This is a genomic window from Providencia sp. PROV032 (assembly GCF_028484875.1).
Lineage (GTDB): Bacteria > Pseudomonadota > Gammaproteobacteria > Enterobacterales > Enterobacteriaceae > Providencia > Providencia rettgeri_E.
Genome location: NZ_JAMPSX010000017.1, coordinates 90,807 through 117,028, shown reverse-complemented (window position 1 = coordinate 117,028; position 26,222 = coordinate 90,807). Strand labels below are relative to the sequence as shown.

Annotated in this window: 25 protein-coding genes; 17 read left to right on the top strand and 8 right to left on the bottom strand. The window is 38.6% G+C overall.

What is annotated here, in order from left to right:
* The first annotated feature begins 365 nt into the window (after positions 1-365).
* From tviB to trmL, 12 genes are all read left to right on the top strand, one after another.
* Complete coding sequence (gene tviB / locus PSF42_RS13100) at positions 366-1,643, top strand: Vi polysaccharide biosynthesis UDP-N-acetylglucosamine C-6 dehydrogenase TviB (RefSeq protein ID WP_272680167.1); 1,278 nt, start codon at positions 366-368, stop codon at positions 1,641-1,643.
* A gap of 17 nt (positions 1,644-1,660) precedes the next feature.
* Positions 1,661-2,677 (top strand): NAD-dependent epimerase/dehydratase family protein, encoded by a 1,017-nt coding sequence (locus tag PSF42_RS13095; RefSeq protein ID WP_272680166.1) that lies wholly within the window; start codon positions 1,661-1,663, stop codon positions 2,675-2,677.
* A 5-nt stretch (positions 2,678-2,682) separates the two neighbouring features.
* A complete protein-coding gene (locus tag PSF42_RS13090) occupies positions 2,683-3,966 on the top strand; it encodes an oligosaccharide flippase family protein (protein WP_272680165.1) in 1,284 nt (427 codons plus the stop codon).
* Positions 3,959-5,236: an O-antigen polymerase gene (locus PSF42_RS13085; RefSeq protein WP_272680164.1), complete on the top strand. Its 1,278-nt coding sequence runs from the start codon at positions 3,959-3,961 to the stop codon at positions 5,234-5,236. Before PSF42_RS13090 ends, PSF42_RS13085 begins: the two co-directional genes overlap by 8 nt.
* A 26-nt stretch (positions 5,237-5,262) precedes the next feature.
* On the top strand, positions 5,263-6,390 hold the full coding sequence (locus PSF42_RS13080) for a glycosyltransferase (RefSeq protein WP_272680163.1): 1,128 nt from the start codon (positions 5,263-5,265) through the stop codon (positions 6,388-6,390).
* Complete coding sequence (locus PSF42_RS13075) at positions 6,387-7,520, top strand: glycosyltransferase family 4 protein (RefSeq protein ID WP_272680162.1); 1,134 nt, start codon at positions 6,387-6,389, stop codon at positions 7,518-7,520. Before PSF42_RS13080 ends, PSF42_RS13075 begins: the two co-directional genes overlap by 4 nt.
* 7 nt (positions 7,521-7,527) lie before the next feature.
* Entirely contained in the window at positions 7,528-8,610 is a 1,083-nt protein-coding gene (locus PSF42_RS13070; RefSeq protein WP_272680161.1) for a glycosyltransferase, read from the top strand.
* A 54-nt stretch (positions 8,611-8,664) separates the two neighbouring features.
* On the top strand, positions 8,665-9,819 hold the full coding sequence (locus tag PSF42_RS13065; protein ID WP_442959227.1) for a polysaccharide export protein: 1,155 nt from the start codon (positions 8,665-8,667) through the stop codon (positions 9,817-9,819).
* A gap of 5 nt (positions 9,820-9,824) precedes the next feature.
* Entirely contained in the window at positions 9,825-10,253 is a 429-nt protein-coding gene (locus PSF42_RS13060; RefSeq protein WP_125895005.1) for an arsenate reductase/protein-tyrosine-phosphatase family protein, read from the top strand.
* A 35-nt stretch (positions 10,254-10,288) separates the two neighbouring features.
* Entirely contained in the window at positions 10,289-12,367 is a 2,079-nt protein-coding gene (locus PSF42_RS13055; RefSeq protein ID WP_272680159.1) for a polysaccharide biosynthesis tyrosine autokinase, read from the top strand.
* A gap of 17 nt (positions 12,368-12,384) precedes the next feature.
* On the top strand, positions 12,385-13,410 hold the full coding sequence (gene galE / locus PSF42_RS13050; protein WP_272680158.1) for a UDP-glucose 4-epimerase GalE: 1,026 nt from the start codon (positions 12,385-12,387) through the stop codon (positions 13,408-13,410).
* Between the two features lie 159 nt (positions 13,411-13,569).
* A complete protein-coding gene (gene trmL / locus PSF42_RS13045; protein ID WP_272672659.1) occupies positions 13,570-14,073 on the top strand; it encodes a tRNA (uridine(34)/cytosine(34)/5-carboxymethylaminomethyluridine(34)-2'-O)-methyltransferase TrmL in 504 nt (167 codons plus the stop codon).
* 29 nt (positions 14,074-14,102) lie between these two features.
* On the opposite strand, the gene PSF42_RS13040 is transcribed toward trmL, so the two are convergent.
* The 6 genes from PSF42_RS13040 to PSF42_RS13015 form a co-directional block, all read right to left on the bottom strand.
* Entirely contained in the window at positions 14,103-14,465 is a 363-nt protein-coding gene (locus tag PSF42_RS13040; protein WP_125895020.1) for a type II toxin-antitoxin system PemK/MazF family toxin, read from the bottom strand.
* Positions 14,462-14,761 carry an AbrB/MazE/SpoVT family DNA-binding domain-containing protein gene (locus tag PSF42_RS13035; protein WP_047756787.1) on the bottom strand — a complete coding sequence of 100 codons (300 nt, stop codon included), beginning with the start codon at positions 14,759-14,761 and terminating at the stop codon, positions 14,462-14,464. Before PSF42_RS13035 ends, PSF42_RS13040 begins: the two co-directional genes overlap by 4 nt.
* A gap of 97 nt (positions 14,762-14,858) precedes the next feature.
* The gene (gene cysE, locus PSF42_RS13030) at positions 14,859-15,680 is read right to left on the bottom strand and encodes a serine O-acetyltransferase (protein WP_096863622.1); all 822 of its coding nucleotides are present in this window, start codon (positions 15,678-15,680) and stop codon (positions 14,859-14,861) included.
* Between the two features lie 23 nt (positions 15,681-15,703).
* Complete coding sequence (gpsA, locus tag PSF42_RS13025; RefSeq protein WP_004265161.1) at positions 15,704-16,732, bottom strand: NAD(P)H-dependent glycerol-3-phosphate dehydrogenase; 1,029 nt, start codon at positions 16,730-16,732, stop codon at positions 15,704-15,706.
* On the bottom strand, positions 16,732-17,208 hold the full coding sequence (gene secB / locus PSF42_RS13020) for a protein-export chaperone SecB (RefSeq protein ID WP_004906947.1): 477 nt from the start codon (positions 17,206-17,208) through the stop codon (positions 16,732-16,734). The genes gpsA and secB overlap by 1 nt, the downstream gene beginning before the upstream one ends.
* A 251-nt stretch (positions 17,209-17,459) precedes the next feature.
* Complete coding sequence (locus PSF42_RS13015; protein WP_004265159.1) at positions 17,460-17,897, bottom strand: rhodanese-like domain-containing protein; 438 nt, start codon at positions 17,895-17,897, stop codon at positions 17,460-17,462.
* A 433-nt stretch (positions 17,898-18,330) separates the two neighbouring features.
* On the opposite strand from PSF42_RS13015, the gene envC reads away from it, so the two are divergent.
* Together envC and PSF42_RS13005 are read left to right on the top strand one after the other, a co-directional pair.
* Complete coding sequence (envC, locus tag PSF42_RS13010) at positions 18,331-19,620, top strand: murein hydrolase activator EnvC (protein ID WP_125895022.1); 1,290 nt, start codon at positions 18,331-18,333, stop codon at positions 19,618-19,620.
* 30 nt (positions 19,621-19,650) lie between these two features.
* Positions 19,651-20,715, top strand: coding sequence for a divergent polysaccharide deacetylase family protein (locus PSF42_RS13005; protein ID WP_272680157.1), 1,065 nt, complete (start codon positions 19,651-19,653; stop codon positions 20,713-20,715).
* 59 nt (positions 20,716-20,774) lie between these two features.
* On the opposite strand, the gene tdh is transcribed toward PSF42_RS13005, so the two are convergent.
* Together tdh and kbl are read right to left on the bottom strand one after the other, a co-directional pair.
* On the bottom strand, positions 20,775-21,800 hold the full coding sequence (gene tdh / locus PSF42_RS13000; RefSeq protein ID WP_272680156.1) for an L-threonine 3-dehydrogenase: 1,026 nt from the start codon (positions 21,798-21,800) through the stop codon (positions 20,775-20,777).
* A 10-nt stretch (positions 21,801-21,810) separates the two neighbouring features.
* Positions 21,811-23,007 carry a glycine C-acetyltransferase gene (gene kbl / locus PSF42_RS12995; RefSeq protein ID WP_272680155.1) on the bottom strand — a complete coding sequence of 399 codons (1,197 nt, stop codon included), beginning with the start codon at positions 23,005-23,007 and terminating at the stop codon, positions 21,811-21,813.
* 229 nt (positions 23,008-23,236) lie between these two features.
* On the opposite strand from kbl, the gene rfaD reads away from it, so the two are divergent.
* From rfaD to rfaC, 3 genes are read left to right on the top strand one after another with little or no spacing between them, the layout of a single operon-like run.
* Complete coding sequence (rfaD, locus tag PSF42_RS12990) at positions 23,237-24,175, top strand: ADP-glyceromanno-heptose 6-epimerase (protein ID WP_272680154.1); 939 nt, start codon at positions 23,237-23,239, stop codon at positions 24,173-24,175.
* 23 nt (positions 24,176-24,198) lie between these two features.
* Complete coding sequence (rfaF, locus tag PSF42_RS12985) at positions 24,199-25,245, top strand: ADP-heptose--LPS heptosyltransferase RfaF (protein WP_272680153.1); 1,047 nt, start codon at positions 24,199-24,201, stop codon at positions 25,243-25,245.
* Positions 25,245-26,210 carry a lipopolysaccharide heptosyltransferase RfaC gene (gene rfaC / locus PSF42_RS12980; protein WP_272680174.1) on the top strand — a complete coding sequence of 322 codons (966 nt, stop codon included), beginning with the start codon at positions 25,245-25,247 and terminating at the stop codon, positions 26,208-26,210. The genes rfaF and rfaC overlap by 1 nt, the downstream gene beginning before the upstream one ends.
* The last annotated feature ends 12 nt before the right edge of the window (positions 26,211-26,222 follow it).

Sequence of the window (26,222 nt, the reverse complement as noted above, 5' to 3'; positions counted from 1 at the left end):
ATATTTAATCACGTACAAAGCGTAAGAATAGGATTATAACCTAATAATTTAAAATAACTTATTTTACTGCCACTCCTATTAAGACTATTCTCTAAGACTATTGCCGTGATAGTCAGTAACTAGCTTTAATGGTATTATTAAGCGCTTTTGCTTGACCCGATTCGTCACGAGGCATACTCTTTGGGCGGCAAAAAACAATAAGCCATGCTTATCAATTGAACAGATTAGCAAAAAATGCAATGTTTTCAATTAATAAGTGTGCATTTACAAATTCAATGGTGCTCTGGGACCCGACAACCCAGTGCGGTAGCTATGGTTGATAACATAGCGATTCCACATATTCAGATCAAAAAAGAGTAAAATATATGTCATTATCAAAAGACCTAAAAATCGGAATTATAGGGCTCGGGTACGTTGGGCTTCCTTTGGCAGTTGAATTTGGGAAAAAAACACCAACTGTCGGCTTTGATATTAATAAAAAAAGAATATCTGAGCTCAGTAATTATATTGATAATACATTAGAGTGTACTACTGAGGAATTACGACAAGCGGATAGTTTAACTTATACATCTGATTTAGCTTTATTAAAAAACTGTAATTTCTTTATTGTTACAGTTCCAACCCCAATTGATGGTCATAAACAACCAGACCTAACCCCCTTAATTAAAGCCTCTGAAAGTATCGCAACAATACTAAAAAAAGGTGATGTTGTTGTTTATGAATCAACGGTTTACCCAGGAGCTACAGAAGAAGTATGTATTCCAATTTTAGAAAAAAATTCAGGATTGTTATTTAATGTTGATTTTTTTGCGGGATATTCCCCAGAAAGAATTAATCCTGGCGATAAAGAGCATAGAGTAACTAACATTTTAAAAATCACGAGTGGCTCTACACCAGAAACAGCTGATACAGTTGATACTGTATATAATTTAATTATTGAAGCAGGGACTCACAAAGCATCTAGTATCAAAGTAGCTGAAGCAGCGAAAGTAATTGAAAATACTCAACGTGATGTAAATATTGCGCTAATAAATGAATTATCAATTATTTTTAATAAACTTAATATTGATACGCTTGAAGTACTAGAAGCTGCAGGAACAAAATGGAATTTCCTACCATTTCGTCCAGGTCTAGTTGGCGGTCATTGTATTGGTGTTGACCCGTACTATCTGACCCATAAAGCTCAAAGCGCTGGATACCATCCTGAAATGATCCTTGCTGGCCGTCGTTTAAATGATAATATGGGCCGTTTTGTTGTATCCCAACTAGTCAAAAAAATGATTAGTAAAAAAATTCAAATCGAAAACTCTAACGTGTTAATTTTAGGTTTAACATTTAAAGAAAACTGCCCTGATTTAAGAAACACTAAAGTCGTTGATATAATTTCAGAATTAAAAGAATATAATATTAATGTTGATGTGTTTGACCCTTGGTGTTCTTCTGAAGAAGCTGAAAGAGAATACAATATTCCATTAATTCCTGAGATTAAAAAATCTCATTATGATTCTATTATTATAGCCGTTGGCCATAATAAATTTAAAGAGTTAGGCAGTGAAATAATCCACTCATTTGGTAAAAACACTCATATTTTATATGACTTAAAATATATTTTACCTAAAGAAGAAGTAGATATTCGATTATAATGATCTGGTGAACACAAATGAATAAAATCGACAAAATCCGTGATGAGCTAATTCTTGCCCCTAAAAAATGGTTAGTCACTGGTATAGCAGGCTTCATCGGATCAAATTTATTAGAGGAATTATTGAAATTAAACCAAATAGTTGTTGGTCTTGATAATTTTTCTACTGGATTTCAACATAATTTAGATGAAGTCCAATCTTCAGTTACAGAAGAACAATGGAATAATTTCTCTTTTATTGAAGGAGATATTTGTAACTTTGATACATGTGCCCGCGTAGTTAAAGGAATTGATTACGTCCTACATCAAGCAGCTCTTGGTTCAGTTCCTCGGTCAATAGAAAACCCATTAGCAACAAATGCTGCGAATATAACTGGATTTTTAAATATACTTCAAGCTGCAAAAAATGAAAATGTGAAAAGTTTTACTTATGCAGCAAGTAGTTCAACTTATGGGGATCATCCCGCCTTACCTAAAGTTGAAGAAAATATAGGAAACCCCCTGTCCCCATATGCCGTCACCAAATATGTAAATGAACTATATGCTGGCGTGTATGCTAAAGTGTATGATTTTAAAACTATAGGGTTACGCTATTTTAATGTATTTGGTCGTAGGCAGAATCCAAATGGTGCATATGCTGCCGTAATTCCCAAGTGGATTGGCGCGGTACTAAACTCTGAAGAAATTATCATAAATGGAGACGGTGAAACTAGCCGTGATTTTTGTTATATAGATAATGTTGTTCAAATGAATATCCTCGCCGCAACTGCTAAAGATGAACATAAAGATAATATCTATAATGTTGCTGTTGGTAATAGAACTACTTTAAATCAACTATACTCTTATATAACAAAATACTTGGAGGATACTGCAAATATTTCACCAGCCACTCCAATATATAAAAAATTCAGGCCTGGTGATGTAAGGCATTCTCAAGCTGATATTAACAAAGCAACTACATTGCTAGACTATAAACCTAAATACACTATTCAATCTGGTATAACGCTTACAATTGACTGGTATTTAAAACAATAATTGCCATGTCATTAAAGAAAAATTTAAAGTGGAGCTTGATTGGTACATTATTTAGATATATAGCTCAATCTTTGTCTATAATAATACTTGCAAGACTTTTAACTCCTTACGAATTTGGAGTAATAAGTAGTTCTTTATTACTAATAAATTTTCTATCTATCATTGCTCAATTAGGTGGTTGCCAGTTGGTAATCACCGCCTCTGAGAAAAAAATTGATATTATACTTTTTCAATCTATTTTCACCTGCTCGCTAATTTCTATATTTTTCGCATTGTTAATATATATATATTCAGGTGACGTATACACCTTTTTCACATCTGAAAATATTAGCTATTACATCTCAGCTTTAACAATAAGCTTATTATTTAAAGGAGTTGTAGTTTCATTTGAAGGTTATATTCTTCGTCATTCAATGTTTAAATCCATAGCTATTTACGACTCCATTTCATTTACTTTAGGATATTTTATACCTGCGGTTATACTTGCTATATTAAACTATGGCGCATGGTCTCTAGTTATTGCAACTATATTACAACCAATAGTTTATTTCGCTTTAGTTGTAAAAAAATGTTTTGAAATTAATATGAAGCTAAAGATATCTTTTGATAATTATAGTAATACATTAGCTAGAGCGTTTTCTATTTCATACATACAAATAGTAAGTAATATAAGTGGGCAAGTTGATAACTTTATGGTTTCTAAGTACTTAGGGATTGAAAAGTTAGGTTTTTATACAAGAGCATATCAGCTCATGATTGTTCCATGTAATTTAGTTGGGCAGATTATAAATAAGGCCTTCCTTAAAAATTTCAGCATAGAGCAGAATTATTCATCACAAAAAAATATAATCGAAAAAAGTATCTTAATTAACTTCATTGTTTCATTTTTCATTAATATAACATTAATTTTTTTTGGCCACGAAATTATTTCAATTGTTTTAGGAAATGAGTGGTCATCGCTAGTTACTGTATTAACAATTTTAAGCTTTTCTATCTATCCTAGAATGATATATAAAATTTCCGAACCGATATTGATCGCAAAAAATAAATCATTTTTAATGTCAAAAATGGTAACATTACAAATGATATTGATGTCTATAACCATATATTGTTGTTTGAGTTATGGTTTGATTGGCGTATCTCTTGCCGTCTTATTTAGCTCATATATCTATGGCCTATTATGTGCAATATCATTATTTGAAAGAGAAAAAAAATTAATTTTATACCTGACCTTACAAATTACTTTAAATTTTTTATTACTAACATGGTTTTTAATGAATTATGTCTAAAGTTTTATCTCAATTATTCATTTATACTTTATGTATTGCTATAGTCATATTATCCGTAATCTATAATGATTCAGATTTTATTTTATTATCCACCTTTATTTGTGTATTTTTCTGTATATTAATTTCCAAGTTATCACCAGCGAGCCCTTTTGCGTGGTATGTTTTCTTTATAAATATTTACCATCTAAGTATTATATATTTGCATTATGCTAACTTTAGGTTCGTCAATAATGTTAATGATATTATTTTAGCTAATTTTTTGGCTACAATAGGATTCCTTTTTTCTGGCTTCTTTTTTATAAATAAGAAAGAAAAATTCAACATTTCATTTGCGAATAAAATTAAAAAGAAAACGATTATTTTTTATTATACAATATCACTAATTTTAACTTTAATCATCCCCCTAAGTTTCATCAGTTCTAATGCTCAGACAAAAAGTGAATTTGACAATACCCTTGGTTCTTTTTATGGCTTTTTAAATTTAACTATACTGTTATGGTTAATATATAAAAAAAACACGGGGAGTAAATACCCCGTTATATTTATTTCTTTTAATTTCCTTTACTTTATCCTATCAACATTATTGCTTGGAGAACGAAATATAATCATATCCTTTATGGTTATTATTATAATATCAGGATATGCCATTTGGAATTTTTCAAGAAAAAGGATAATAATCCTTTTTATGTCTATTTTATTAGCTATTCCAATTCTTGGTGAATATAAAAATTTATTTACTCGCACATCTTTCGAGTCATCTTCATCTAATATTCCCGTTGTTATTAAGCTAGCTGATGGAGAATTCCGAAGTGCAGGCTATAATCTAGATAAGATTTTTGATAATCCTCCCCCTTTGCAATATGGAGCATCACTCTTAAATGATATTGGTAGAGCATTAATCCCTGGATTTATTTATAAATTTGATAATAGTATTTCATGGTATAATAATGAGTATAACCCTGAGATCGTCGCCCAGGGTCGAGGTTATGGATTTTCTTTTGCTGCTGAAGGCTATATAAACTTTTCTTGGGTTGGTATATTCCTTTGGTTTTTTATAATAGGCATATTTATTAATTATATATACTATTTATCAATGAAGAATATGAACTATCTAATAATCTATATATTAATGATACCTTTTTTAATATATGCACTCAGAGGTGACTTCTCTAGTATCCTCTCCCCTCTAATAAAGCAAGTATTGTTGCCTTTGCTTATTATTTATGTAACAAACAATTATTTTTTTAAAAAAGACACGGAAAAAAAATAGTAAATCGATAGAAATTAGAGGATATAATGAATTTAATAGTTATTGGCGAACCCCATATAACCACTAGTACAGGCTCAAGAAATAATGCTTTGAATAATATTTTAGAGCATTATTCTAATTTTAACTCCACTACAACATATGTATCAAGTACTACAGACGTAATTCCTAATTCATATATTATTAATAATGTACGATATGTACCTTTAACAAATTATACAAAGTCTAATAGACTCATTTTAAAAAATAAAAAGGAAATAATCTCAAAAATCAAAGAATTAATTAACGATAAAGACTACCACATCCAGTTTAGAATTCCTTCTATTTATGTTTTACAAGTGTATTTCTGTATTAAATCTATAATTTCCTCTGATAGATTCAGTTTTTACGTTGCTGGTGATTGGAAAGAAAGTTTAAAATACAACTATCCTTCGAAAAAACATTTAGCTTTCATATTGCCTAAATTAGAAAACTTAACAATCAGAAATAAAAAATGTGTATTTACTGGTGATACCCTACTGAATAAAAACATAAAATACATAAAAAAAGGGATAGCATTTTATTCAACCACTCATTCCTTTAACGATTTATCAAGAGAAATTAAAGACAAATCTGACTGTAATGGAATTTGCTTTATTGGCCGTATTGAAAAACTTAAAAACTATAATTTCATCATTGAACTGGCTAAAAGTCATTTAGGGAAAAAATACTTATTCCATATATTAGGCGATGGACCTGATATGCCAATCCTTAAGAAAACAATCAACGAACTAAAGTTAACTAATATTTTGATTTATGGCCATATTACAGATATGAATTCATTCAACCAGATCATAGATAAATGTAAATATTCTATTTTACCTAGTTACACAGAAGGAACATCAAAAACACTCCCAGAAATGATGTGTAGAAGCACTATACCTATCGCATTTAAAAATGTCGGTTCGAATAATTTTATTCTTGGTGAGAATAGAGGAATATTAACCGATATTAACGATATAAACCAAGTATTAGAGAATATTGATTACATAGATAATAATTATCAAAAATACTGTGAAATACAAAAAAATGAAAGAGAATATATAGTTAACTTTACTATAGAAAAGCAATTAGAAAAAATGTTTAAATTTCTCTACGATACACAAAAAACACTATGACATATAAAAAAACACTTTGTTTCTCTGCAAATACATCATGGTATCTATATAACTTTAGATATTCCGTATTAAAATCATTAAAAAATGATGGCTATAGAATAATATGTATTGCACCGTTTGATGTTTACTCACAAAAATTAATTGATGAGCTTAACGTTGAATGGGAAGATTTAAGTATAAATAGAAAATCATTAAACCCTATACGTGAAATTAAAACCATATTAAAACTTCATTCTATTTACAAAAAAAATTCACCTGATATATGTATTAATTTCACAATAAAAAATAATATATATGGTACCATAGCTGCAAAAATAAACAATTGTTCAGTGATAAACAATATAACTGGGCTAGGTACAGCATTTTACAAACGTAATATTTTGTACTATATAGCATCTTTACTCTACAAAAAAATCCTAAATCATTCTAGTTTTATTTTTTGTCAAAATAAACATGACCAGCTATTTATAAAACAAAAATTTAATATATGCAGTGAAAAAATTATTTTGACTCCTGGTTCTGGCGTTAATTTGAAAAAATTCAAAAAAAATCATAATAAAGAACGCAGTGATTCTTTTAATTTTTTATTCGTAGGTCGACTAATAAGAGATAAAGGTATCAACGAACTCATTAGTGCGTTCGAGTTGATTGATAAAAAAAAATATAACTGTCATTTGTATATTGCTGGTAATATTGATAAAGAAAATAGAACTGCGATTTCAATAGAACAATTAGATAACTGGAAAAAAAAATCTAATATAACTTGGCTTGGTGCAATAAATGACATGCCAGCGCTTTATAATATGTGCGACTGTATTGTTCTCCCCTCATATAGTGAAGGTTTACCCAGAACACTAATTGAAGCTGGTGCTATGGGGTTACCAGCGATAGCTTCTGATATCCCTGGCTGTAAAGATATCATATCCAATGGCATGAATGGTTATTTATGTGATGCTAGAAATACACATGATTTATATTCGAAAATGTTGATAATACTTAATTCTACTACTGAACACTTAAACATTCTATCTCAAAATGCTTTATTAAACGTAATAAATAATTTCAATGAAGATATCGTTGTAGAAAAAACCAAATTCGCCATAAATAAAATTATCACATTTAGAGATTAGACAAAGCATGAAAATATTACTAGTTATCACCGGATTAGGTATGGGTGGGGCAGAGAAAATAGTATCTAGCCTTGCTGATGATTATAAAAAAAAACACAATTCTGTTACTATAGTTTCACTGACATCTCCTATATTAGTGGTTCCGAAATCCCAAGAAATTGATATCATAAATCTAAATATCCGTGGAGTCGTTAGCTTTATAAAAGCTATATTTACTTTGAAAAAAATTATAAAAAAAATCAGGCCTGATGTAGTCCATTCTCATATGTTTCATGCAATAATTATATCACGCATATGCCGATTACTAGTAAAAATCCCTAAGCTAATTTCATCCGCTCATAATACCGTTGATGGTTCATTGATTCGTTCTATGTTGTATAGGGTAACTGATTTTTTATCTGAAGTTACGACAAACGTCAGCCAGGATGCCGTTAATTCTTTTATTAAATCTCATGCGGCTAATAAAAACAAGATTATCTGCATTGATAATGGGATTGATATTACGAAGTTTAAAAAACTAGATAAAAGTGTTTTTCCCAGCGAGTTTTATAACGCTAATAATAAATTAATTATTTTATCTATTGGCAGTCTGACAAAACAAAAGGATTATCCAAATCTTTTTAATGCCCTAGCTTTATTTAAACAAGAGTATGGTTCCAACTTTATACAACTAATTGTCGGAAGTGGGCCTCTAGAACAATCCTTAATTCAACTGTCAACTCAATTAGGCCTTCAAGAAAACATCATTTTTCTTGGCCTTAGACATGATATCCCTGAGCTACTATCTTTATGTGATCTATTTATTCTCCCTTCAGCATGGGAAGGATTTGGTTTAGTGATCGCAGAAGCTATGGCCTGTGAAGCTATCGTAATTGGCACTGATTGTGGAGGTGTTAAAGATGTAGTAGGGCAATATGGTTTTATTGTTCCGCCGCATGATCCTAACTTATTAAAATCTGCAATATTTAGTTCACTTAACTTGAGCCCAGAGGAAAAAAATTCTATGCAAAAAAATGCACGATTACATATCATTCATAAATATTCACTTACTAGAATGGCTAATGAATATTTAGAATTATACCAAAAATGATATTTCTTCTTGTTTCTATAACTACATTAATATCAATAAGATTTCATGGAAATAATGATAATGATTAAGCGTTTATCCATTACCTCCTTCATCCTAGTTACACTTACAGGCTGCACCGTCACCCCCGGTGCCTATATGTCAACCTCTGGCAAAAATGTGGTTGATACGGGTGACCGAGATATTACCAAATTGGTTGATATCTACCCAATCTCCCCAAAATTATTGGATGATATGTATACCGCACCAACCATTGCCAAACCAAACTCTCAGTTAGAAAAGCAACTGACTAACTATGAGTACCGTGTAGGTGCTGGTGATGTATTAACCATCACAGTATGGGACCACCCTGAACTGACCATCCCTGCGGGTTCATACCGTAGTGCGCAAGATTCTGGTAACTGGGTGCATTCAGATGGCACCATCTACTACCCGTATATTGGCAAAGTCAAAGTTATCGGTAAAACGGTCACTGAAATCCGTACATTAATCAGTAACCGCTTAGCCACTTATATTGAATCCCCGCAAGTGGATGTCAGTATTGCAGCCTTCCGTTCGCAAAAAATGTATGTGTCTGGCGAAGTCGCTAAACCAGGTACGTTGCCTATCACTAACGTGCCACTGACTATCTTAGAAGCTTTTAATAATGCCGGTGGCTTAACCGAAAAAGCCGATTGGGATAATGTGGTGCTTACCCGTAATGGCAAAGAAATCAAAGTGTCATTACAAGATTTAGTTCAGTATGGGGATTTAACCCAAAACTACCTGATGCTGCCGGGTGATGTGCTGTATGTACCACGTAATGATAGCCAAAAAGTGTTTGTCATGGGTGAAGTCGGCCAACCAACGACCTTAACTATTGACCGCGCAGGTATGAGTATTACTGAAGCCCTAAGCAAAGCGAGCGGGATAGACCAAAATACAGCCAATGCAACAGGCGTATTTGTTATCCGCCCAATTAAAAACCAGCCAGCGGAAGACAAAGAACTTGAAGCCTTGTTACCGAAAAAAATGGCTGCGGTCTATCAGTTAGACTTATCGGATGCCACCTCACTCGTGATGGGTACTGAATTTAAACTACAGCCTTATGACTTAGTGTATGTTACCGCAGCCCCTGTGGTACGTTGGAACCGTCTAATCACTCAGTTATTACCAACTATCGCTTCATATAATCAATTAACCGAAGGTACCAAGCGTATTCACGACTGGTAATCGATATGTTTAATAATATTCTCGTTGTTTGTATGGGAAATATCTGTCGCTCTCCTACGGGGGAGCGTTTATTGCAGCACTATTTTCCCGAAAAAACGGTTCATTCAGCGGGCATTATCGCCAAAAATGACATGCCAGCTTATGACAGTGCCATTCGGATTGCCGAGCAACATAACCTTTCCCTTGAAAACCATCAATCACGTCGCTTAACCAGCGAATTATGTAATAAAGCAGACTTAATCCTAGTGATGGAAAACGAACATATTGCTAAAATCCACCAACAGTTTCCTGAAACTCGCGGCAAAGTGATGTTATTTGGGCAATGGGTCAATAAAACCGAAATCCCTGATCCGCACAAACGCAGTGATGAGATGTTTGAACATGTTTACCAGTTGATGGAAAAAGCCTCGATGACTTGGCAAGGCAAAATTTAATTTTATTTATTGGATGACTTAACATTTAACCTATTATGAACACAACAAAAAATAGCTCCCCTGCCTCAGATGAAATCGATCTGCTCGCTCTGTTTAAAGTTTTGAAATCCAATACCATTAAAATTGGGTTTTTTACTGTGTTTTTTGCCGCTATTGCAATAGCATATAGCCTATTGGCAACACCAATTTACCAAGCCAATGCGACCTTACAGTATGATAAATTAGGCCAAGTCTCATTACTCGACCAAATGAGTGATGTCATGCCATTTGGTAACAGCAATAACCAAGTCGACTCTGAAATTGAAGTCATCAAGTCCCGCATGGTGTTAGGCAAAACCGTTGCAGACCTGAACCTAGACACTCAAGCAGCCCCTGAAGGCTTTGTCAGTAAATTACTGGGTGAAATCGCTCCCGTTCATATTGCCCTATTTCAATTACCTGAAAACTTAATTGGCCAGCCATTGACCCTGACTTATTTAGGGGATAACAATTATTCCCTAAATGTGAATGGCCAAGTCTTGCAAGGTAAAGTCGGTGAAGTCCTTAAACAAGGTGAAATTAACTTATTAATTTCCAGTTTCACAGCTGAAACTGGCGAAGAGTTTGCATTAATCAAAAATGCCCGTTACTCCACCATTGAAGACTTACGCAATACCCTAACCATCGCGGAAGTTGGCAAAGGTACCGGTATTATCAGCTTAGCCATTAAAGGGGCGGATAAAACTGAGAATGTTAAAATTCTTAACAGTGTTATCCAAAACTATGTTGACCAAAATACCGAACGTAAAAAAGAAGTCACAAACAATACGCTCGTATTCTTAGATGGCTACTTACCGACTATTAAAAAGAAATTAGATAACTACGAAAACCAGCTCAATGCCTTTCGCAAAAAGAATGAATCTATTGACCTCTCTTTAGAAGCTAAAGCCGCTCTAGACAGTGCATTACAAGTCGAAGAAAAACTTAATGAACTGACCTTTAAAGAGGTGGAGATTCAGCAGCTATATACTCGTAACCACCCGGCTTATCAGTCCCTATTAGATAAACGCCAGCAACTGTTACGCGAAAAAGAAAAAATCAGCAAAAACATTCAAAAATTACCAAATACCCAACAAGAAATCGTCCGTTTAACCCGTGATGTTGAAGCTGAACAAGCGATTTACGCTCAATTAGTGGCTAAGCAGCAGGAACTTAGCGTATTGAACTCCGGTATTACGGCGGATGTACGTATTATTGACTCCGCAGAATCACAACCAAACGCGGTGGCGCCAAAAAAATCACTGATTGTTGTTCTTGCCACTATCCTTGGCTTTATTATCGGCTGCGCATATGTGATTGCCCGCGAGTTCTTTAATAATAAAATTAAGAGCACGGAAGATATCGATGCATTGGGTGTCAATGTGTATGCCACTATCCCTTTCTCTTCTTATGAGAAAAAACTCATTGAAGCCGGTAATAAGAACCCATTAGCGATAGAAAATCCAGCAGATACTGCCGTGGAAGCTATCCGCTCACTGCGTACCAGTGTGTACTTCTCGGTGATGAACCAAGGTAACAACCTCGTTATGGTCACCAGTGCGTCACCGGGTGTTGGGAAAAGCTTTGTGACCTCCAATATGGCGGTGGTACTGGCTAACGCAGGTAAAAAAGTATTATTAATCGATACCGACTTACGTAAAGGCCGTTTGCACAAAGCCTTTGGGTTAAACAATAAAGCGGGCTTATCTGACTACTTATCACAGCAAAGCTTAGAATCGCCAACTATTCATGCCAACGTGATTGAAAACCTTGATGTAATTTGTCGTGGTAAAAACGTCACTCACTCTTCTGAGTTATTAATGGGTGAGCGCTTTAAGCAGTTATTAGATAAAGTCAAAAACCAATACGATATTGTGGTGATCGATACCGCGCCAATCTTAGCCATTACGGACTCCGCGATTATTGGTAAATATGTCGGTACTTCATTGTTAATTGCGTTCTACGGTGTCAATACAGTTAAAGACGTTGATTTATCACTGAAACGCTTTAAGCAAAATGATATCGACATTACGGGTGTGATCTTGAATGGTATCGATGCAAGGTCTGACGACTATAACTACCATTACGAATATTAAGACTCAGGAATATTGAGATGAATAATCAACACGTTCTCGTCACTGGTGGCCTTGGCTACATTGGTAGCCACACCTGTGTGCAGATGATCCAGCAAGGGATGCAGCCGGTTATTTTAGATAACTTACATAATGCCAACCTTGAAGTGCTTAACCGTATTGAAGCTATCACAGGTGTTAAGCCAGTTTTTTACCAAGGTGATGTGCGTGATGGCCAAATTTTAGAATCTATTTTCGCTAATCATCAAATTCATTCCGTCATTCACTTTGCTGGGTTAAAAGCTGTTGGTGAGTCAGTACAGAAACCGATTGAATACTATGATGTTAATGTCAATGGCACATTGGTATTAGTAGAAAGCATGAAAAAAGCGGGTGTTAAGAGCCTGATTTTTAGTTCATCAGCGACCGTATATGGTGACCCTGAAGAGGTACCGTTAACAGAAAATTCCAAAGTCGGTGGGACTACCAACCCATACGGAACCAGTAAGTATATGGTTGAACGTATCCTTTCAGATTTATATACTGCGGAAGATGACTGGTCACTGACATTACTACGTTACTTTAACCCTGTTGGTGCACACCCATCGGGAACTATGGGTGAAGACCCGCAAGGGATTCCAAATAACTTGGCACCGTTTGTTTCCCAAGTCGCTGTAGGACGCCGCCCACAAGTCATGGTATTTGGCAATGATTACCCAACACCGGATGGTACTGGTGTGCGTGACTATATTCACGTAATGGATTTAGCAGATGGCCATATTGCTGCACTGAATAAAGTCAGCCAGCAAGCGGGCTTACATGTCTACAATCTTGGAACAGGAACTGGCACAAGTGTGCTAGAAATTATTACTGCGTTTGAAAAAGCGTCAGGTAAACCAATTAAATATGAGATTGTAGCAAGGCGCCCCGGTGATATTGCGGAATGTTGGTCTAGCCCAGAGAAAGCATTGAAAGATTTAAACTGGAAAGCGCAGTATTCTATCCAAGATATGGTCAATGATAGCTGGCGTTGGCAATCCATGAACCCTAATGGTTATAACAGCTAACCTCAACGAGTTATTTCACAAACGAGCCTGTATGGCTCGTTTTTTGTTTTCAGGGGGCAAATAAATTTTATGACACATATAAAAGTTCCACATGAAAACAAAGCCATTTGCGCGTAAACTCTTCCCATCATTTATTATCACAAATATCAGCTTAACGTTATGCCACACATTGTTTTATTCGAACCAGAAATACCGCCAAATACTGGCAATATCATTCGCCTCTGTGCCAATACTGGCTTTGATTTACATCTTATTCACCCGCTTGGGTTTACATGGGATGATAAACGCCTACGCCGTGCAGGGTTGGACTATAGCGAATTTGCCGATATCAAGCACCATCATGATTATTTTGCTTTTTTAAAAAGTGAAGGGCTAAACCCGGATAATAACCAATCTGAAAGTGGGGCTCGCGTGTTTGCTTTAACCACTAAAGGTAAGCCAAGCCACAGCAATGTCAGTTACCAACAAAATGACTATTTGATGTTTGGTCCTGAAACCCGAGGGCTACCGCCTTATGTGCTAGATAACATGCCAATAGAGCAAAAAATTCGTATTCCGATGTTGGCAGATAGCCGCAGTATGAATTTATCCAACTCTGTGGCAGTCGTGGTGTTTGAGGCATGGAGGCAGTTGGGGTATGCAGGGGCGCTGCTAAAGGACTAGACTATAAAAGGAGCTCAGTTTGAGTTCCTTTAGTTTGAATCAATAAAAAAATGCTCTCCACCAATTAATGGGATCAACCTTGCGAGCACACCATCAAGAACCCCCTCATCAGCAACTACCCCAAACTTCATACTTCTATCTTTCCAAGATAGTGTTTGAATAAGGTTTGCCGCAGCAACACACGGAGTATCAAGATTATTTATCCTTACTTCTGTTATGTGCTCTCTAATGCTTGTGCTAATAGGACAACAAATTACCAAGCCTGATTTTTTATTATATTCCACACTGGATAAAACGAGTGCAGGCCGATATTTTCCTATTTCTTTTCCTTTCGTTGGGTCAAAATCTAACCAAATAATATCATTTCGCCTTGGTATGTAACTTTTACTCATTCACCAATTTCCATATCATTAATTTGAGCAAGTTCATCTGAATGACTATTATATTCATTCATATTGTCAAGCAAATAAGCTTCAGAAAACATCCTTATCTTCTTTTTGGGAGAAAGAACCAAATTACCGTTATTAACAGAAATATCAAGACGTTGGCCAACCTCAATACCTAATTGTTTTAAGATAGCTGATGGGATAACAATGCCTTGGCTATTTCCCCATTTTTTTATAGCAACGCTCATTTCTCTTACCCCATACTTATTTTTGAGTATATTAGTTTCTAAATGTATAAACATTGTATAACCTCATTGAGGTTAAAGCAAATTTTCGGTCAATTTATATACAGATAGGGGAAATCAAAAATGAAAACGATCGAACTAGAACCCTCACAACTCAAATCCCATCCCCATCTTCAAAACCCCAAATAGTACCATTAAAGTTTTGATCCATTTCTAAGGACGGTTTATCGCTGGTTGGTTTGCCAACAATGCGTGCTGGAACCCCTGCTACTGTGGTGTGTGGTGGAACGGGGTGAAGTACAACAGAACCTGCGCCAATTTTTGCGCCGCGGCCAATTTCAATATTGCCTAGAATCTTTGCCCCTGCGCCAATCATCACCCCTTCTCTTACTTTAGGATGGCGGTCGCCACAGGTTTTCCCGGTACCACCGAGTGTGACGGATTGCAAAATTGAGACATCATTTTCGACAATTGCCGTTTCCCCAATCACAATACCAGTTGCGTGGTCAAGCATGATGCCACAACCAATACGGGCCGCTGGGTGGATATCGACACCAAAAGAAACGGAGATTTGATTTTGCAAATAAACCGCCAGCGCTTGGCGGCCTTCTTTCCACAACCAATTACCGATGCGATAGGCTTGCAAGGCGTGAAAACCTTTTAAGTACAATAGTGGCGTGGAATATTTATCAACGGCAGGGTCACGTAAGCGAACGGCTGCTAAGTCCATTGCCGCAGAGAAAATCATACTTTCGTCATTGCGATAAGCGGCTTCCACAATTTCGCGCACTTCAAGCGCAGGCATAATCGGTGAGCTCAGTTTATTCGCTAGCATATAGCTGAGCGCACTGCCTAAATTGTCGTGTTTTAATAATGTCGCGTTAAAAAAACTGGCGAGAAGTGGTTCGCAGTCCGCAAGAGACTTCGCTTCATCTTTAATGAAACCCCAAATTCTATCCAGTTCTTCACGCGACATAATCACTCACCTATCTATTTTTATTAATCATGCAGCTTTGGCATATCGGCAATTTCATCTTTCGTCGCACGCCCTAATAGGGCTTGCGCTGCCTCTAACACATTTTTATGGCGATAGAGGATTTGATAAATTTGCTCAGTAATTGGCATTTCAACACCAGCCCGCTCAGCCAGTGCGCGGACTTCTTTGGTATTTCGATAGCCTTCAACCACTTGGCCAATCTCTTTTTCTGCATCTTCAACGCTAACGCCATCGCCTAGCATCATGCCAAATCGCCGGTTACGGGATTGGTTATCGGTACACGTTAACACAAGGTCACCTAAACCCGCCATCCCCATAAAAGTTGCAGGGTCTGCTCCTAAAGCTGCACCTAAACGGCTCATTTCCGCTAAACCACGGGTAATCAATGCGGTACGTGCGTTTGCACCAAACCCCATACCATCGGAGATCCCTGCGCCAATTGCGATGACATTTTTTACTGCTCCGCCTAGTTGCACCCCTACCATATCGGGGTTCTTATAGACACGGAAACTTTTGCCGCAATGGAATAATTTTTGTAAATCATCACCAAATTGGCTATCGCTTGCCGCCACGGAAATTGCCGTTGGTAAACCTGCGGCTAACTCTTTCGCAAATGTCGGACCAGAAAGTACTGCCAGCGGAATTTCATTGCCTAATACCTCACGTGCCACTTCTTGCAACAAACGACCTGTATCCCGTTCTAAGCCTTTAGTCGCCCAAATAATACGGGAGTCTGCGCGTAAGTAAGGTTGGATCTGTTTTAGTACATCACCAAAAACATGGCTAGGTACGACAATCAAGATATTGGGGCTCGCCTCAACGGCACGTTTTAAGTCCGTTTCAAGAGATAAACTATCAGGGAAAGAAACGCCAGGCAAAAACGCCTGATTGCTGCGATCTTGTTCTAATTGATGAATGTGTTTTGGGTCATGGCCCCATAACACAACCTGATGTGCATTACGTGCAAGCGTAATGGCTAAAGCGGTGCCGTACGAGCCGGCACCGATCACTGTCATTGAAGCAGTATTCATTAAGCGTCCTGTTGAGCTTCTGAGTTCTGCGCTTGTTCACCTTGTTGCTGCTGTAAATAGTTCATGAACAGTGCATCAAAGTTAACTGGCGCTAAGTTCAATTGTGGGAATGTACCACGGCCCACTAAGCTTGTGATCGCTTCACGTGCATATGGGAACAGGATGTTCGGGCAGTATGCACCTAAGCAATGTGCCATTTGAGTACCTTCAATGCCTTCGATAGAGAAAACACCCGCCTGCTGCACTTCACACAAGAAAGCCGTTTCTTCACCTAAAGTTGCCGTAGTAGTGACACGTAAAACAACCTCATAAACACCTTCAGACAGCTGAGTTGAAGAAGTGTCTAAATCCAATTTGATTTCTGGTTGCCACTCGTGTTGAAAGATGTGTGGTGCGTTAGGTGCTTCAAATGAAACGTCTTTTGCATAAATGCGTTGAATTTGAAAGACCATTTCTGAGTTGTTTTGTTCTGACATAGTTTATGTACCTTTAACTTCCATATGAATTTTCCCTGTTATTCTTTGAGCTACAGGGGTGTTCGCTGCGTTGCGCTACCCAAGTCACATACTGATGTATGCTCCTTGGATATCTTCACTTGCTGCCTACCTGTAGCCCAAATAATTTAAGGGAAACCCTGTTATTCTGAGCTACTGGGGTGTTCGCTGCGTTGTGCTCCCCAAATTACTTGTTGCATATATAACTTGGGAAGCAACTCGATACCAGATAATTACTTCTTACCACGAGCTAAAGGGAGGTTTTCACCTGCCCAGCCAGAGATCCCTTCCTTCAGGACAAAGACTTTTTCAAAACCGTGTTGTGCCAGCTGTTCAGCTGGTTTACCTGATTCCATACCACTTGCAGAAACGATAATTACTGGTTTCTGTTTGTGTTTTTCTAATTCACCTAAATTATTCTCTTTAATTTCAGACGGTGTTAAGTTTATAGAATCAATAATGTGCCCTTTACGGAAATCGTCACGAGAACGTAAATCGACAACAACCGCCTCTTCCTTATTAATCAGTGTAATCGCTTGTGAACGAGCAATCACTTTCGTTTTAGAGAAAAGGCCTTTAAAGGTCATAACAACGACAGCGACTAATAGCGCTATCCAAACCAGACTCAATAACATGTTCCGGCTTACAAATTGCATGATTTCTTGGATCATGGGGGGCAATCACTCCCGTTAGTTAAAAACGAATATCAAAGGGTTCTGAGTATACCTTTGTGTTGAGCTAATTACAGCCAATTCCCGCAAACTCGCTTGTTTTTTTTGCGGTAAGGCCCGCAAAATTAACACAGTTCACTGAAAAATAACTTTTCTGTTTCGAAGCTGTACGCAAATATTTTAACATAAACGTGCGAAACAGGTCTAAGCTGTGCTTCAAATAGGCAATGAATAAGAAAAAAGTATTGAAAACTGGCTATACAAAATAAATCAGTGATAATAAAACTGTGTTATTTGACTTAATATAGTTCTAATTCAGGGCAAAAATCCGAATTTATAAATGTTTTCAATACTATTTGTTAGACAGTGCTGGAAACCATCACTTGCAGATGAAATAATCAGTTATTGCATTTAATTGAGGTGATTTATCACGATGGGCAATACACATCATCGAATGAAAATTTCATTTATTCGTCAGGCTATTAGCGCTATCTTTGGGTTAGGGCTGCTTGTTCTCGCCCCAACACAAGCTGTGTTTGCCAACCAGATCACCGCAAATAAAGGCCAGTTACATGATTTACTCAAAAGTATCGCTGAGAAAGAGAAAAGTGTAAAAGAACAACAAGCCAAGCGCTCAACACTGCTTGAGCAACTTAAACAACAAGAGCAAAGCATTTCCGCCGCAGGGCGCAGCTTGCATGAAACTCAAAATCAGCTAAAACAATTAGATAAAGAAATTATTTCCTTAAGTAGCAATATCAAGCAGCTACAAGCCAAAAAACAACAACAAGAGAAATTATTAGCTGACCAACTAGACGCGGCTTTCCGGTTAGGTAAACACCAAGGGCTCACTCTGATGTTTAAAGGTGAAGAAGGCCAACGCGAAGAGCGTATTTTGGCCTATTACAGCTATTTAAATCAAGCACGTGAAAAAAACATTGTCGCTCTAGAGGAAACTACTCAAGAGCTGCAAGAACAAAAACAACTCGAACAAAAAAAACAAGCCGAACAAAAAACAACGCTGGCTCGCCAACAACAAGAAAAGCGTAAGTTGGATAACGCACGCGCTTCACGGCAAAAAACCTTGAATGCCCTTGAGAGTACATTAAAAGAAGACCAAAAAAATCTTGCAGTTCTAAAACAAAACGAAGCGAGATTGCGTGATAAGATTGCCCGCGCTGAACGTGAAGCCAAAGCCCGAGCGGAGCGAGAAGCCAAAGAAGCGGCACGCATTCGCGTGCAAGTGGCAGAAAAAGAACGGCAAGCCAAACAGAAAGGCTCAACCTATAAGCCGTCAGAGAGTGAACGCTCACTGATGTCTCGTACTGGTGGTCTAGGACGCCCGGCAGGGCAAGCTATTTGGCCTGTTCGTGGCGCATTACTCCATAACTATGGTGATGTCATTTCCAGCGAACTGCGTTGGAAAGGCATGGTTATCGCCGCTAACGAAGGAACCCAAGTCAAAGCCATCGCTGATGGACGCGTGCTATTGGCCGACTGGTTACAAGGCTATGGGCTCGTCGTTGTCGTCGAACATGGTAAGGGGGATATGAGCCTTTATGGCTATAACCAGAGCGCCTTAGTGAATGTCGGCCAAGAGGTTAGAGCGGGTCAACCTATCGCCTTAGTAGGTAGCAGTGGCGGCCAAGAACGCCCAGCACTCTATTTTGAAATTCGCAGACAAGGTAAAACCGTAAACCCTCGTCCATGGTTAGGGCGATAAATTTTAAATTCAATTAATTAGGATAACGTTATGCTGAAGCACTTACCCGTTCGACCACTCATTGTTTTGTCATTATTAATGATGTGTCTACCGGTGAGTGCGGCAAAATTGGCGATTGTGATTGATGATTTTGGTTATCGCGTTAAAGAAGATAACCAAATTTTAGCGTTATCCCCTGCGGTAACTATTGCAATTTTACCAAGCTCTCCCCATGGCCGTGAAGTCGCAGAAAAAGCCCATCAACAAGGGCGTGATATTCTTATCCACATGCCCATGAAACCATTGAGCAAGCAACCGTTAGAGAAAGACACATTGGCTCCATCAATGAGTGCAGAGGAAATTGACCGCATTATTAAAAATGCAATAAGCCGAGTTCCTCATGCAAAAGGCATGAATAACCACATGGGAAGTGAGATGACCTCTAACTTAGCAGGAATGCGTAATGTGATGCAGAGCCTGTCAAAGTCAAACTTATTTTTCCTTGATAGTGTGACTATTGGCAATACCCAAGCAGGTAATGCCGCCAAAGAATACGGTGTTCCCACGTTACGTCGCCATATTTTTATTGATAACCACCAATCGGAAGAAGAAACCCGCACTCAGTTGAATAAGGCTGTGACTTATGCACGCAAGCACGGTAATGCGGTTGCAATCGGTCATCCGCACCCATCTACCGTTCGTGCATTACAAAAATACCTTGTCCAACTCCCTGCTGATGTCGAGTTAGTGGGTGTTAGTGCTCTACTGAGCCCTCAACCTACAACGAAACAGCCAACATCATTAAGAATGTTATCTGAAGAAGCGAAAAAAACACCGATACAACCTCAAAACAAGCAAGCAGTACAAGATGAAATAAAAACACCACCAACCAAAGATGCTACTGTTGGGCAACCCGAAGCGGCTAGCCAACCAGAAAATATGATTATTCCGCAAGAGCTCGGTCTCTGTGAGTTTACATTACCCTCTTCGAAGCTACAGGGGATTGATTTTATTATGTTTGTTGTCGAGGGGATTTATAACGATAAGGCTTTACAACCTTTGTTGGTGCAGGGCGATAGAACCCAAAAACGTCCGCTTTTCAAGCAACAGCAGTAAACCATTCTGCTCCCCTTCTTAGCGCAAAAGCCAAGAAGGGGAATGGATATGATAAAAATTTAATCCCAGTTTAAAATCACTTTACCCGCTTGGCCTGACCGCATGATATCAAAGCCTTTTTGGAACTCATCAATGGGGAATTGATGGGTAATTATCGGTGATAAATCCAAACCAGATTGAATGAGTGTCGCCATTTTATACCATGTTTCAAACATCTCACGGCCGTAAATTCCCTTAATAAACAGCCCCTTGAATATTACTTGGCTCCAATCTGTTGCCATCGAAGCAGGGGGAATTCCTAATAGGGCAATTCTGCCGCCGTGGTTCATGGTGTCTAACATGGTCTGGAAAGCGGCCGGTGCACCAGAAACTTCTAATGCCACGTCAAAACCTTCTTTCATTCCCAGTTCGTTCATCACATCTTTTAAATTTTCACGACTGACATTCACGGCACGGGAAACACCCATTTTTTTCGCCAATTCAAGCCGATAATCATTCACATCAGTGATAACAACATGGCGTGCACCTACATGTCGGCATACCGCAGCCGCCATGATGCCTATAGGGCCAGCCCCTGAAACCAGCACATCTTCCCCCACTAAATCGAAGGAAAGTGCCGTATGAACTGCGTTACCAAATGGGTCAAAAATCGCCGCTATTTCATCAGGAATGTTATCGGGAATTTTAAAAGCATTAAATGCGGGGATCACCAAATATTCAGCAAAACACCCTTCTCGGTTAACCCCTACTCCAATCGTATTGCGGCAAAGATGGGTACGGCCGCCGCGACAATTTCGACAATGGCCACAAGTAATATGCCCTTCCCCTGACACTCGGTCACCAATTTTAAAGCCTTTGACTTCCTGCCCAATCGCAACAATTTTCCCTATATATTCATGACCGACAACCATTGGGACAGGAATGGTTTTCTGCGACCATTCATCCCAGTTATAGATATGTACATCCGTACCGCAAATCGCAGTTTTACGAATTTTAATCATCACATCATTGTGCCCAAGTTCCGGTTTCGGAACTTCTGTCATCCATATACCCGGTTCAGCTTTCAGTTTGGACAGTGCTTTCATAAAAGACCTTTTATTTGATTATTTTTAGTTTTCTACCAATGCGGGTGAATGCTTCAACAGCGTGTAAAATATCCTCCTCACTATGTGCTGCGGACATCTGAGTACGAATACGTGCCTGGCCTTGCGGCACAACAGGGTAGAAAAAGCCTGTGACATAGATACCTTCATCAAGTAGCTCTTTTGCAAAAATTTGGGCTAGTTTGGCATCACCTAACATGACAGGGATGATGGCGTGGTCAGCGCCTGCGAGGGTGAAACCTGCCGCTGTCATTTTTTCTCTAAATAACACGGTATTACGCAATAATTTTTCACGTAATGAATGGCCTTCTTTCATCATACCAATCACTTTGATAGATGCGGCAACAATCGCAGGCGCGAGTGAGTTCGAAAACAAATAAGGACGAGAACGCTGACGCAGCCATTCAACCACCTCTTTTTTCGCCGCCGTATAACCACCGGATGCACCGCCCAAGGCTTTACCCAATGTCCCCGTGATAATATCGATACGGCCCATCACATCGCAGTACTCATGGCTACCTCGACCATTTTCCCCAACAAAACCAACAGCATGTGAATCATCCACCATCACCAAAGCTTGGTATTCGTCCGCAAGGTCACAAATGGATTTCAAATCCGCGATCACACCATCCATCGAGAACACACCATCTGTTGCGATTAAAATATGGCGAGCCCCTGCGGCTTTAGCTTCTTCTAAGCGCGCTTTTAATTCCACCATATTATTATTGCTGTAACGGTAGCGTTTTGCCTTGCTTAAGCGAACCCCATCAATAATGGATGCATGATTTAATGCATCTGAAATAATGGCATCTTCCGCGCCTAACAAGGTTTCAAACAGCCCACCATTTGCATCAAAACAGGATGAATAGAGAATGGCATCTTCCATGCCCAGAAAATCCGCCAGTTTGCGCTCTAAAACTTTGTGGTTATCTTGCGTTCCACAAATAAAGCGTACCGATGCCATACCAAAACCATGGCTATCCATTCCTTGTTTAGCAGCTTCGATGAGTGCAGGATGGTTAGCAAGACCAAGGTAATTATTTGCACAGAAATTAATAACTCGCTGGCCACCTACAATTTCAATGTCAGCATCTTGCGAAGTCGTAATAATGCGTTCATTTTTAAATAACCCATCGGCTTCAATTTGTAGCAATTGTTCTTGAATCTGCTGATAAAATCTTTCTGACATGATTTTTTCCTGTATAGAGACTATTAATAGAGTTTAATAATAGTCTCTATGTGTGGCGATATTCACAGCATAAATAAGTCAAGTTTGTAGCCAAGATCACGATATTTCCCTTGTTCTCATTTAAGTGTCAGCTCAATTCTCTTCTATCAATGCTACCGTCTGCGCCAAGAGATGTTATTATAGTCACCAATAACGATCCTATTTTCTTAACCCATTTGAGGTATACCCAATGATCATAGTCACTGGTGGAGCTGGTTTTATTGGCAGCAATATTATTAAAGCCCTAAATGCAATCGGCCGCACAGATATCCTAGTGGTTGATAACCTGAAAGATGGCACTAAATTTGCCAACCTTGTTGACCTTGATATTGCGGATTACGCAGATAAAGAAGATTTCATTGTGAGTATCATCGCAGGTGATGATTTCGGTGAAGTTGACGCGGTATTCCACGAAGGCGCTTGTTCATCAACCACAGAGTGGGATGGCAAGTATATGATGGACAATAACTACCAGTTTTCTAAAGAGTTATTACATTACTGCTTAGAGCGCGAAATTCCATTCTTATACGCATCTTCAGCCGCAACTTATGGCGGTCGTAGCGATAACTTTATTGAAGAACGCCAGTTCGAAAAACCATTAAATGTCTATGGTTATTCAAAATTCCAATTTGACCAATATGTACGTGAGATCCTGCCAGAAGCCAATTCACAAGTTTGTGGTTTCCGCTATTTCAATGTTTATGGGCCAAATGAAGACCATAAAGGCAGCATGGCGAGTGTCGCTTACCACTTAAATAAACAAATTAATGAAGGGCAAAACCCAAAACTGTTCGAAGGTAGTGATACTTTCCGCCGTGACTTTATTTATGTGGGCGATGTGGCAGCGGTCAATTTATGGTTCTGGGAAAACAATGTTGCAGGTATTTTTAACTGCGGTACAGGACGTGCGGAATCTTTCCAAGCTGTTGCTGATGCAGTCACTGAATTCCACAAAGACAAAAATGTGGCTATCGAATACATTGAATTCCCTGAGAAATTAAAAGGTCGCTACCAAAGCTTCACACAAGCTGACCTGACTAAATTACGTGCTGCTGGCTACACTGCGCCATTTAAAACAGTTGCTGAAGGTGTCACCGAATATATGCACCTGCTCAATAAAGACGCGTAACATTTATTTCTGAAAAATCATTTATGAAAATATTGGTGATCGGCCCTTCATGGGTAGGAGATATGATGATGTCACAAAGCCTTTATCGCACGATCAAGGCTTTACATCCCCATGCACAGATTGATGTGATGGCGCCACAATGGTGCCGTCCTTTACTCGCCAAAATGCCTGAAGTTAGCGAAGCTATTCCTATGCCTCTCGGGCATGGCGCACTGGAAATTGGTGAACGTCGTCGATTAGGCAAAAGTTTGCAGGTAAATGGCTATGATCAAGCTATTGTATTACCAAATTCATTAAAATCTGCACTTGTGCCCTTCTTTGCAAAGATCCCCAAAAGAACGGGATGGCGTGGCGAAATGCGCTATGGCCTACTCAATGATATTCGCCCATTGAATAAAGAAGCGTTTCCTTTAATGGTGCAACGATACGTTGCGCTTGCTTATGATAAGCAAGCTATTCAATCAGCTTCCGATATTCCGACCCCCATTTTACCGCCTAAACTAGTTACGGTACCGCAAGAAGTCACTGAAACCCTGCAAACCTTTGGGGTTGATGGTTCTCGCCCTATTATTGGTTTTTGCCCAGGGGCAGAGTTCGGCCCCGCCAAGCGCTGGCCTCACTACCACTACGCTTCTCTTGCTCAAACACTGATTAGCCAAAAAGGCTATCAGGTGCTGCTATTTGGTTCGCAAAAAGACCATGAAGCCGGTGAAGCTATTCGTTTAGAGCTGACCGATGATGCTAAATTGAATTGCCATAATTTTTCAGGGAAAACATCGTTAGAACAAGCCGTTAATCTAATCGATGCCTGCCATGCCGTTGTCAGTAATGATTCGGGTTTGATGCATGTCGCAGCAGCACTCGGTAAACCGCTTGTCGCTTTATATGGCCCAAGTAGCCCTGATTTCACCCCACCATTATCAGATAAAGCAGAAGTGATCCGCTTAATTACCGGATATCACAAAGTGCGTAAAGGGGATGGTGAAAGTGGTTATCACCAAAGTTTGATTGATATCCAACCCCAATTAGTTATCGATGCATTAGCTCGGTTAAATATAGGTATTGAATGATGAGAGTATTATTAGTCAAAACATCTTCAATGGGGGATGTTTTACACTCATTACCTGCACTGACCGATGCACAACAAGCTATACCCGATATTCAATTCGATTGGGTCGTTGAGGAAGGCTTCGCGCAAATCCCAACATGGCACAGTGCCGTTAACCAAGTGATCCCTGTGGCCATTCGCCGCTGGCGAAAAAATTGGTTTTCTGCCCCGATTAGAGCCGAACGTGCAGAGTTTCGCAAGAAATTACAAGCAACACATTATGACGCGATTATTGATGCGCAAGGGTTATTAAAGAGCGCTTTTCTTGTCACCCGCTTAGCTCATGGCGATAAACATGGTTATGATCGCCATAGTATTCGCGAGCCATTAGCCAGCTTCTTTTATGACCATTGTTATGCTGTCAGTAAGCAACAACATGCCGTTGAACGTATTCGCCAGTTATTTGCCAAAAGCCTTGGTTACACCTGCCCAACACAGCAAGGCGATTACGCCATTGCTCGCCACTTTTTGCAGTCAAAAGAAGAGCATCAAAGCCCTTATGTCATTTTCCTGCACTCAACTACCCGTGATGATAAACACTGGCCTGAAGAAAATTGGCGAGAGCTCATTGGACTGATGGCTGAAAGTGGCATCAAAATCAAACTACCGTGGGGAGCACCTCATGAGCAACAACGTGCAGAACGATTAGCAAAAGGCTTTGACTTTGTTGAGGTCTTACCTAAACTTACCTTAGCGGAAGTCGCACAGCAAATTGCTAATGCTAAAGCCGTCGTTTCTGTCGATACTGGACTTAGCCATTTAACCGCGGCACTTGATAAACCTAATTTTACCCTGTTTGGCCCCACTGACCCCGGCTTGATTGGGGGATATGGGCAAGGGCAGCATGAAATTAAGTCCGCAATAAATACGATGGAAAGTATCAGTGCTGATGATGTTTATCAACAGTTGACCTGCAAAATTCTATAATGTAAGGAAGCG

Coding starts and splice junctions, on each gene's coding strand:
- PSF42_RS13040 (WP_125895020.1), bottom strand. CDS start 14,465: ATGAGTAAAAGTTACATACCAAGGCGAAATGATATTATTTGGTTAGAT.
- tviB (WP_272680167.1), top strand. CDS start 366: ATGTCATTATCAAAAGACCTAAAAATCGGAATTATAGGGCTCGGGTAC.
- PSF42_RS13065 (WP_442959227.1), top strand. CDS start 8,665: ATGATAATGATTAAGCGTTTATCCATTACCTCCTTCATCCTAGTTACA.
- rfaC (WP_272680174.1), top strand. CDS start 25,245: ATGAGAGTATTATTAGTCAAAACATCTTCAATGGGGGATGTTTTACAC.
- PSF42_RS13035 (WP_047756787.1), bottom strand. CDS start 14,761: ATGTTTATACATTTAGAAACTAATATACTCAAAAATAAGTATGGGGTA.
- PSF42_RS13090 (WP_272680165.1), top strand. CDS start 2,683: ATGTCATTAAAGAAAAATTTAAAGTGGAGCTTGATTGGTACATTATTT.
- envC (WP_125895022.1), top strand. CDS start 18,331: ATGGGCAATACACATCATCGAATGAAAATTTCATTTATTCGTCAGGCT.
- tdh (WP_272680156.1), bottom strand. CDS start 21,800: ATGAAAGCACTGTCCAAACTGAAAGCTGAACCGGGTATATGGATGACA.
- PSF42_RS13005 (WP_272680157.1), top strand. CDS start 19,651: ATGCTGAAGCACTTACCCGTTCGACCACTCATTGTTTTGTCATTATTA.
- rfaD (WP_272680154.1), top strand. CDS start 23,237: ATGATCATAGTCACTGGTGGAGCTGGTTTTATTGGCAGCAATATTATT.
- gpsA (WP_004265161.1), bottom strand. CDS start 16,732: ATGAATACTGCTTCAATGACAGTGATCGGTGCCGGCTCGTACGGCACC.
- cysE (WP_096863622.1), bottom strand. CDS start 15,680: ATGTCGCGTGAAGAACTGGATAGAATTTGGGGTTTCATTAAAGATGAA.
- rfaF (WP_272680153.1), top strand. CDS start 24,199: ATGAAAATATTGGTGATCGGCCCTTCATGGGTAGGAGATATGATGATG.
- galE (WP_272680158.1), top strand. CDS start 12,385: ATGAATAATCAACACGTTCTCGTCACTGGTGGCCTTGGCTACATTGGT.
- PSF42_RS13060 (WP_125895005.1), top strand. CDS start 9,825: ATGTTTAATAATATTCTCGTTGTTTGTATGGGAAATATCTGTCGCTCT.
- PSF42_RS13070 (WP_272680161.1), top strand. CDS start 7,528: ATGAAAATATTACTAGTTATCACCGGATTAGGTATGGGTGGGGCAGAG.
- PSF42_RS13015 (WP_004265159.1), bottom strand. CDS start 17,897: ATGATCCAAGAAATCATGCAATTTGTAAGCCGGAACATGTTATTGAGT.
- PSF42_RS13085 (WP_272680164.1), top strand. CDS start 3,959: ATGTCTAAAGTTTTATCTCAATTATTCATTTATACTTTATGTATTGCT.
- PSF42_RS13095 (WP_272680166.1), top strand. CDS start 1,661: ATGAATAAAATCGACAAAATCCGTGATGAGCTAATTCTTGCCCCTAAA.
- kbl (WP_272680155.1), bottom strand. CDS start 23,007: ATGTCAGAAAGATTTTATCAGCAGATTCAAGAACAATTGCTACAAATT.
- trmL (WP_272672659.1), top strand. CDS start 13,570: ATGCCACACATTGTTTTATTCGAACCAGAAATACCGCCAAATACTGGC.
- PSF42_RS13055 (WP_272680159.1), top strand. CDS start 10,289: ATGAACACAACAAAAAATAGCTCCCCTGCCTCAGATGAAATCGATCTG.
- secB (WP_004906947.1), bottom strand. CDS start 17,208: ATGTCAGAACAAAACAACTCAGAAATGGTCTTTCAAATTCAACGCATT.
- PSF42_RS13080 (WP_272680163.1), top strand. CDS start 5,263: ATGAATTTAATAGTTATTGGCGAACCCCATATAACCACTAGTACAGGC.
- PSF42_RS13075 (WP_272680162.1), top strand. CDS start 6,387: ATGACATATAAAAAAACACTTTGTTTCTCTGCAAATACATCATGGTAT.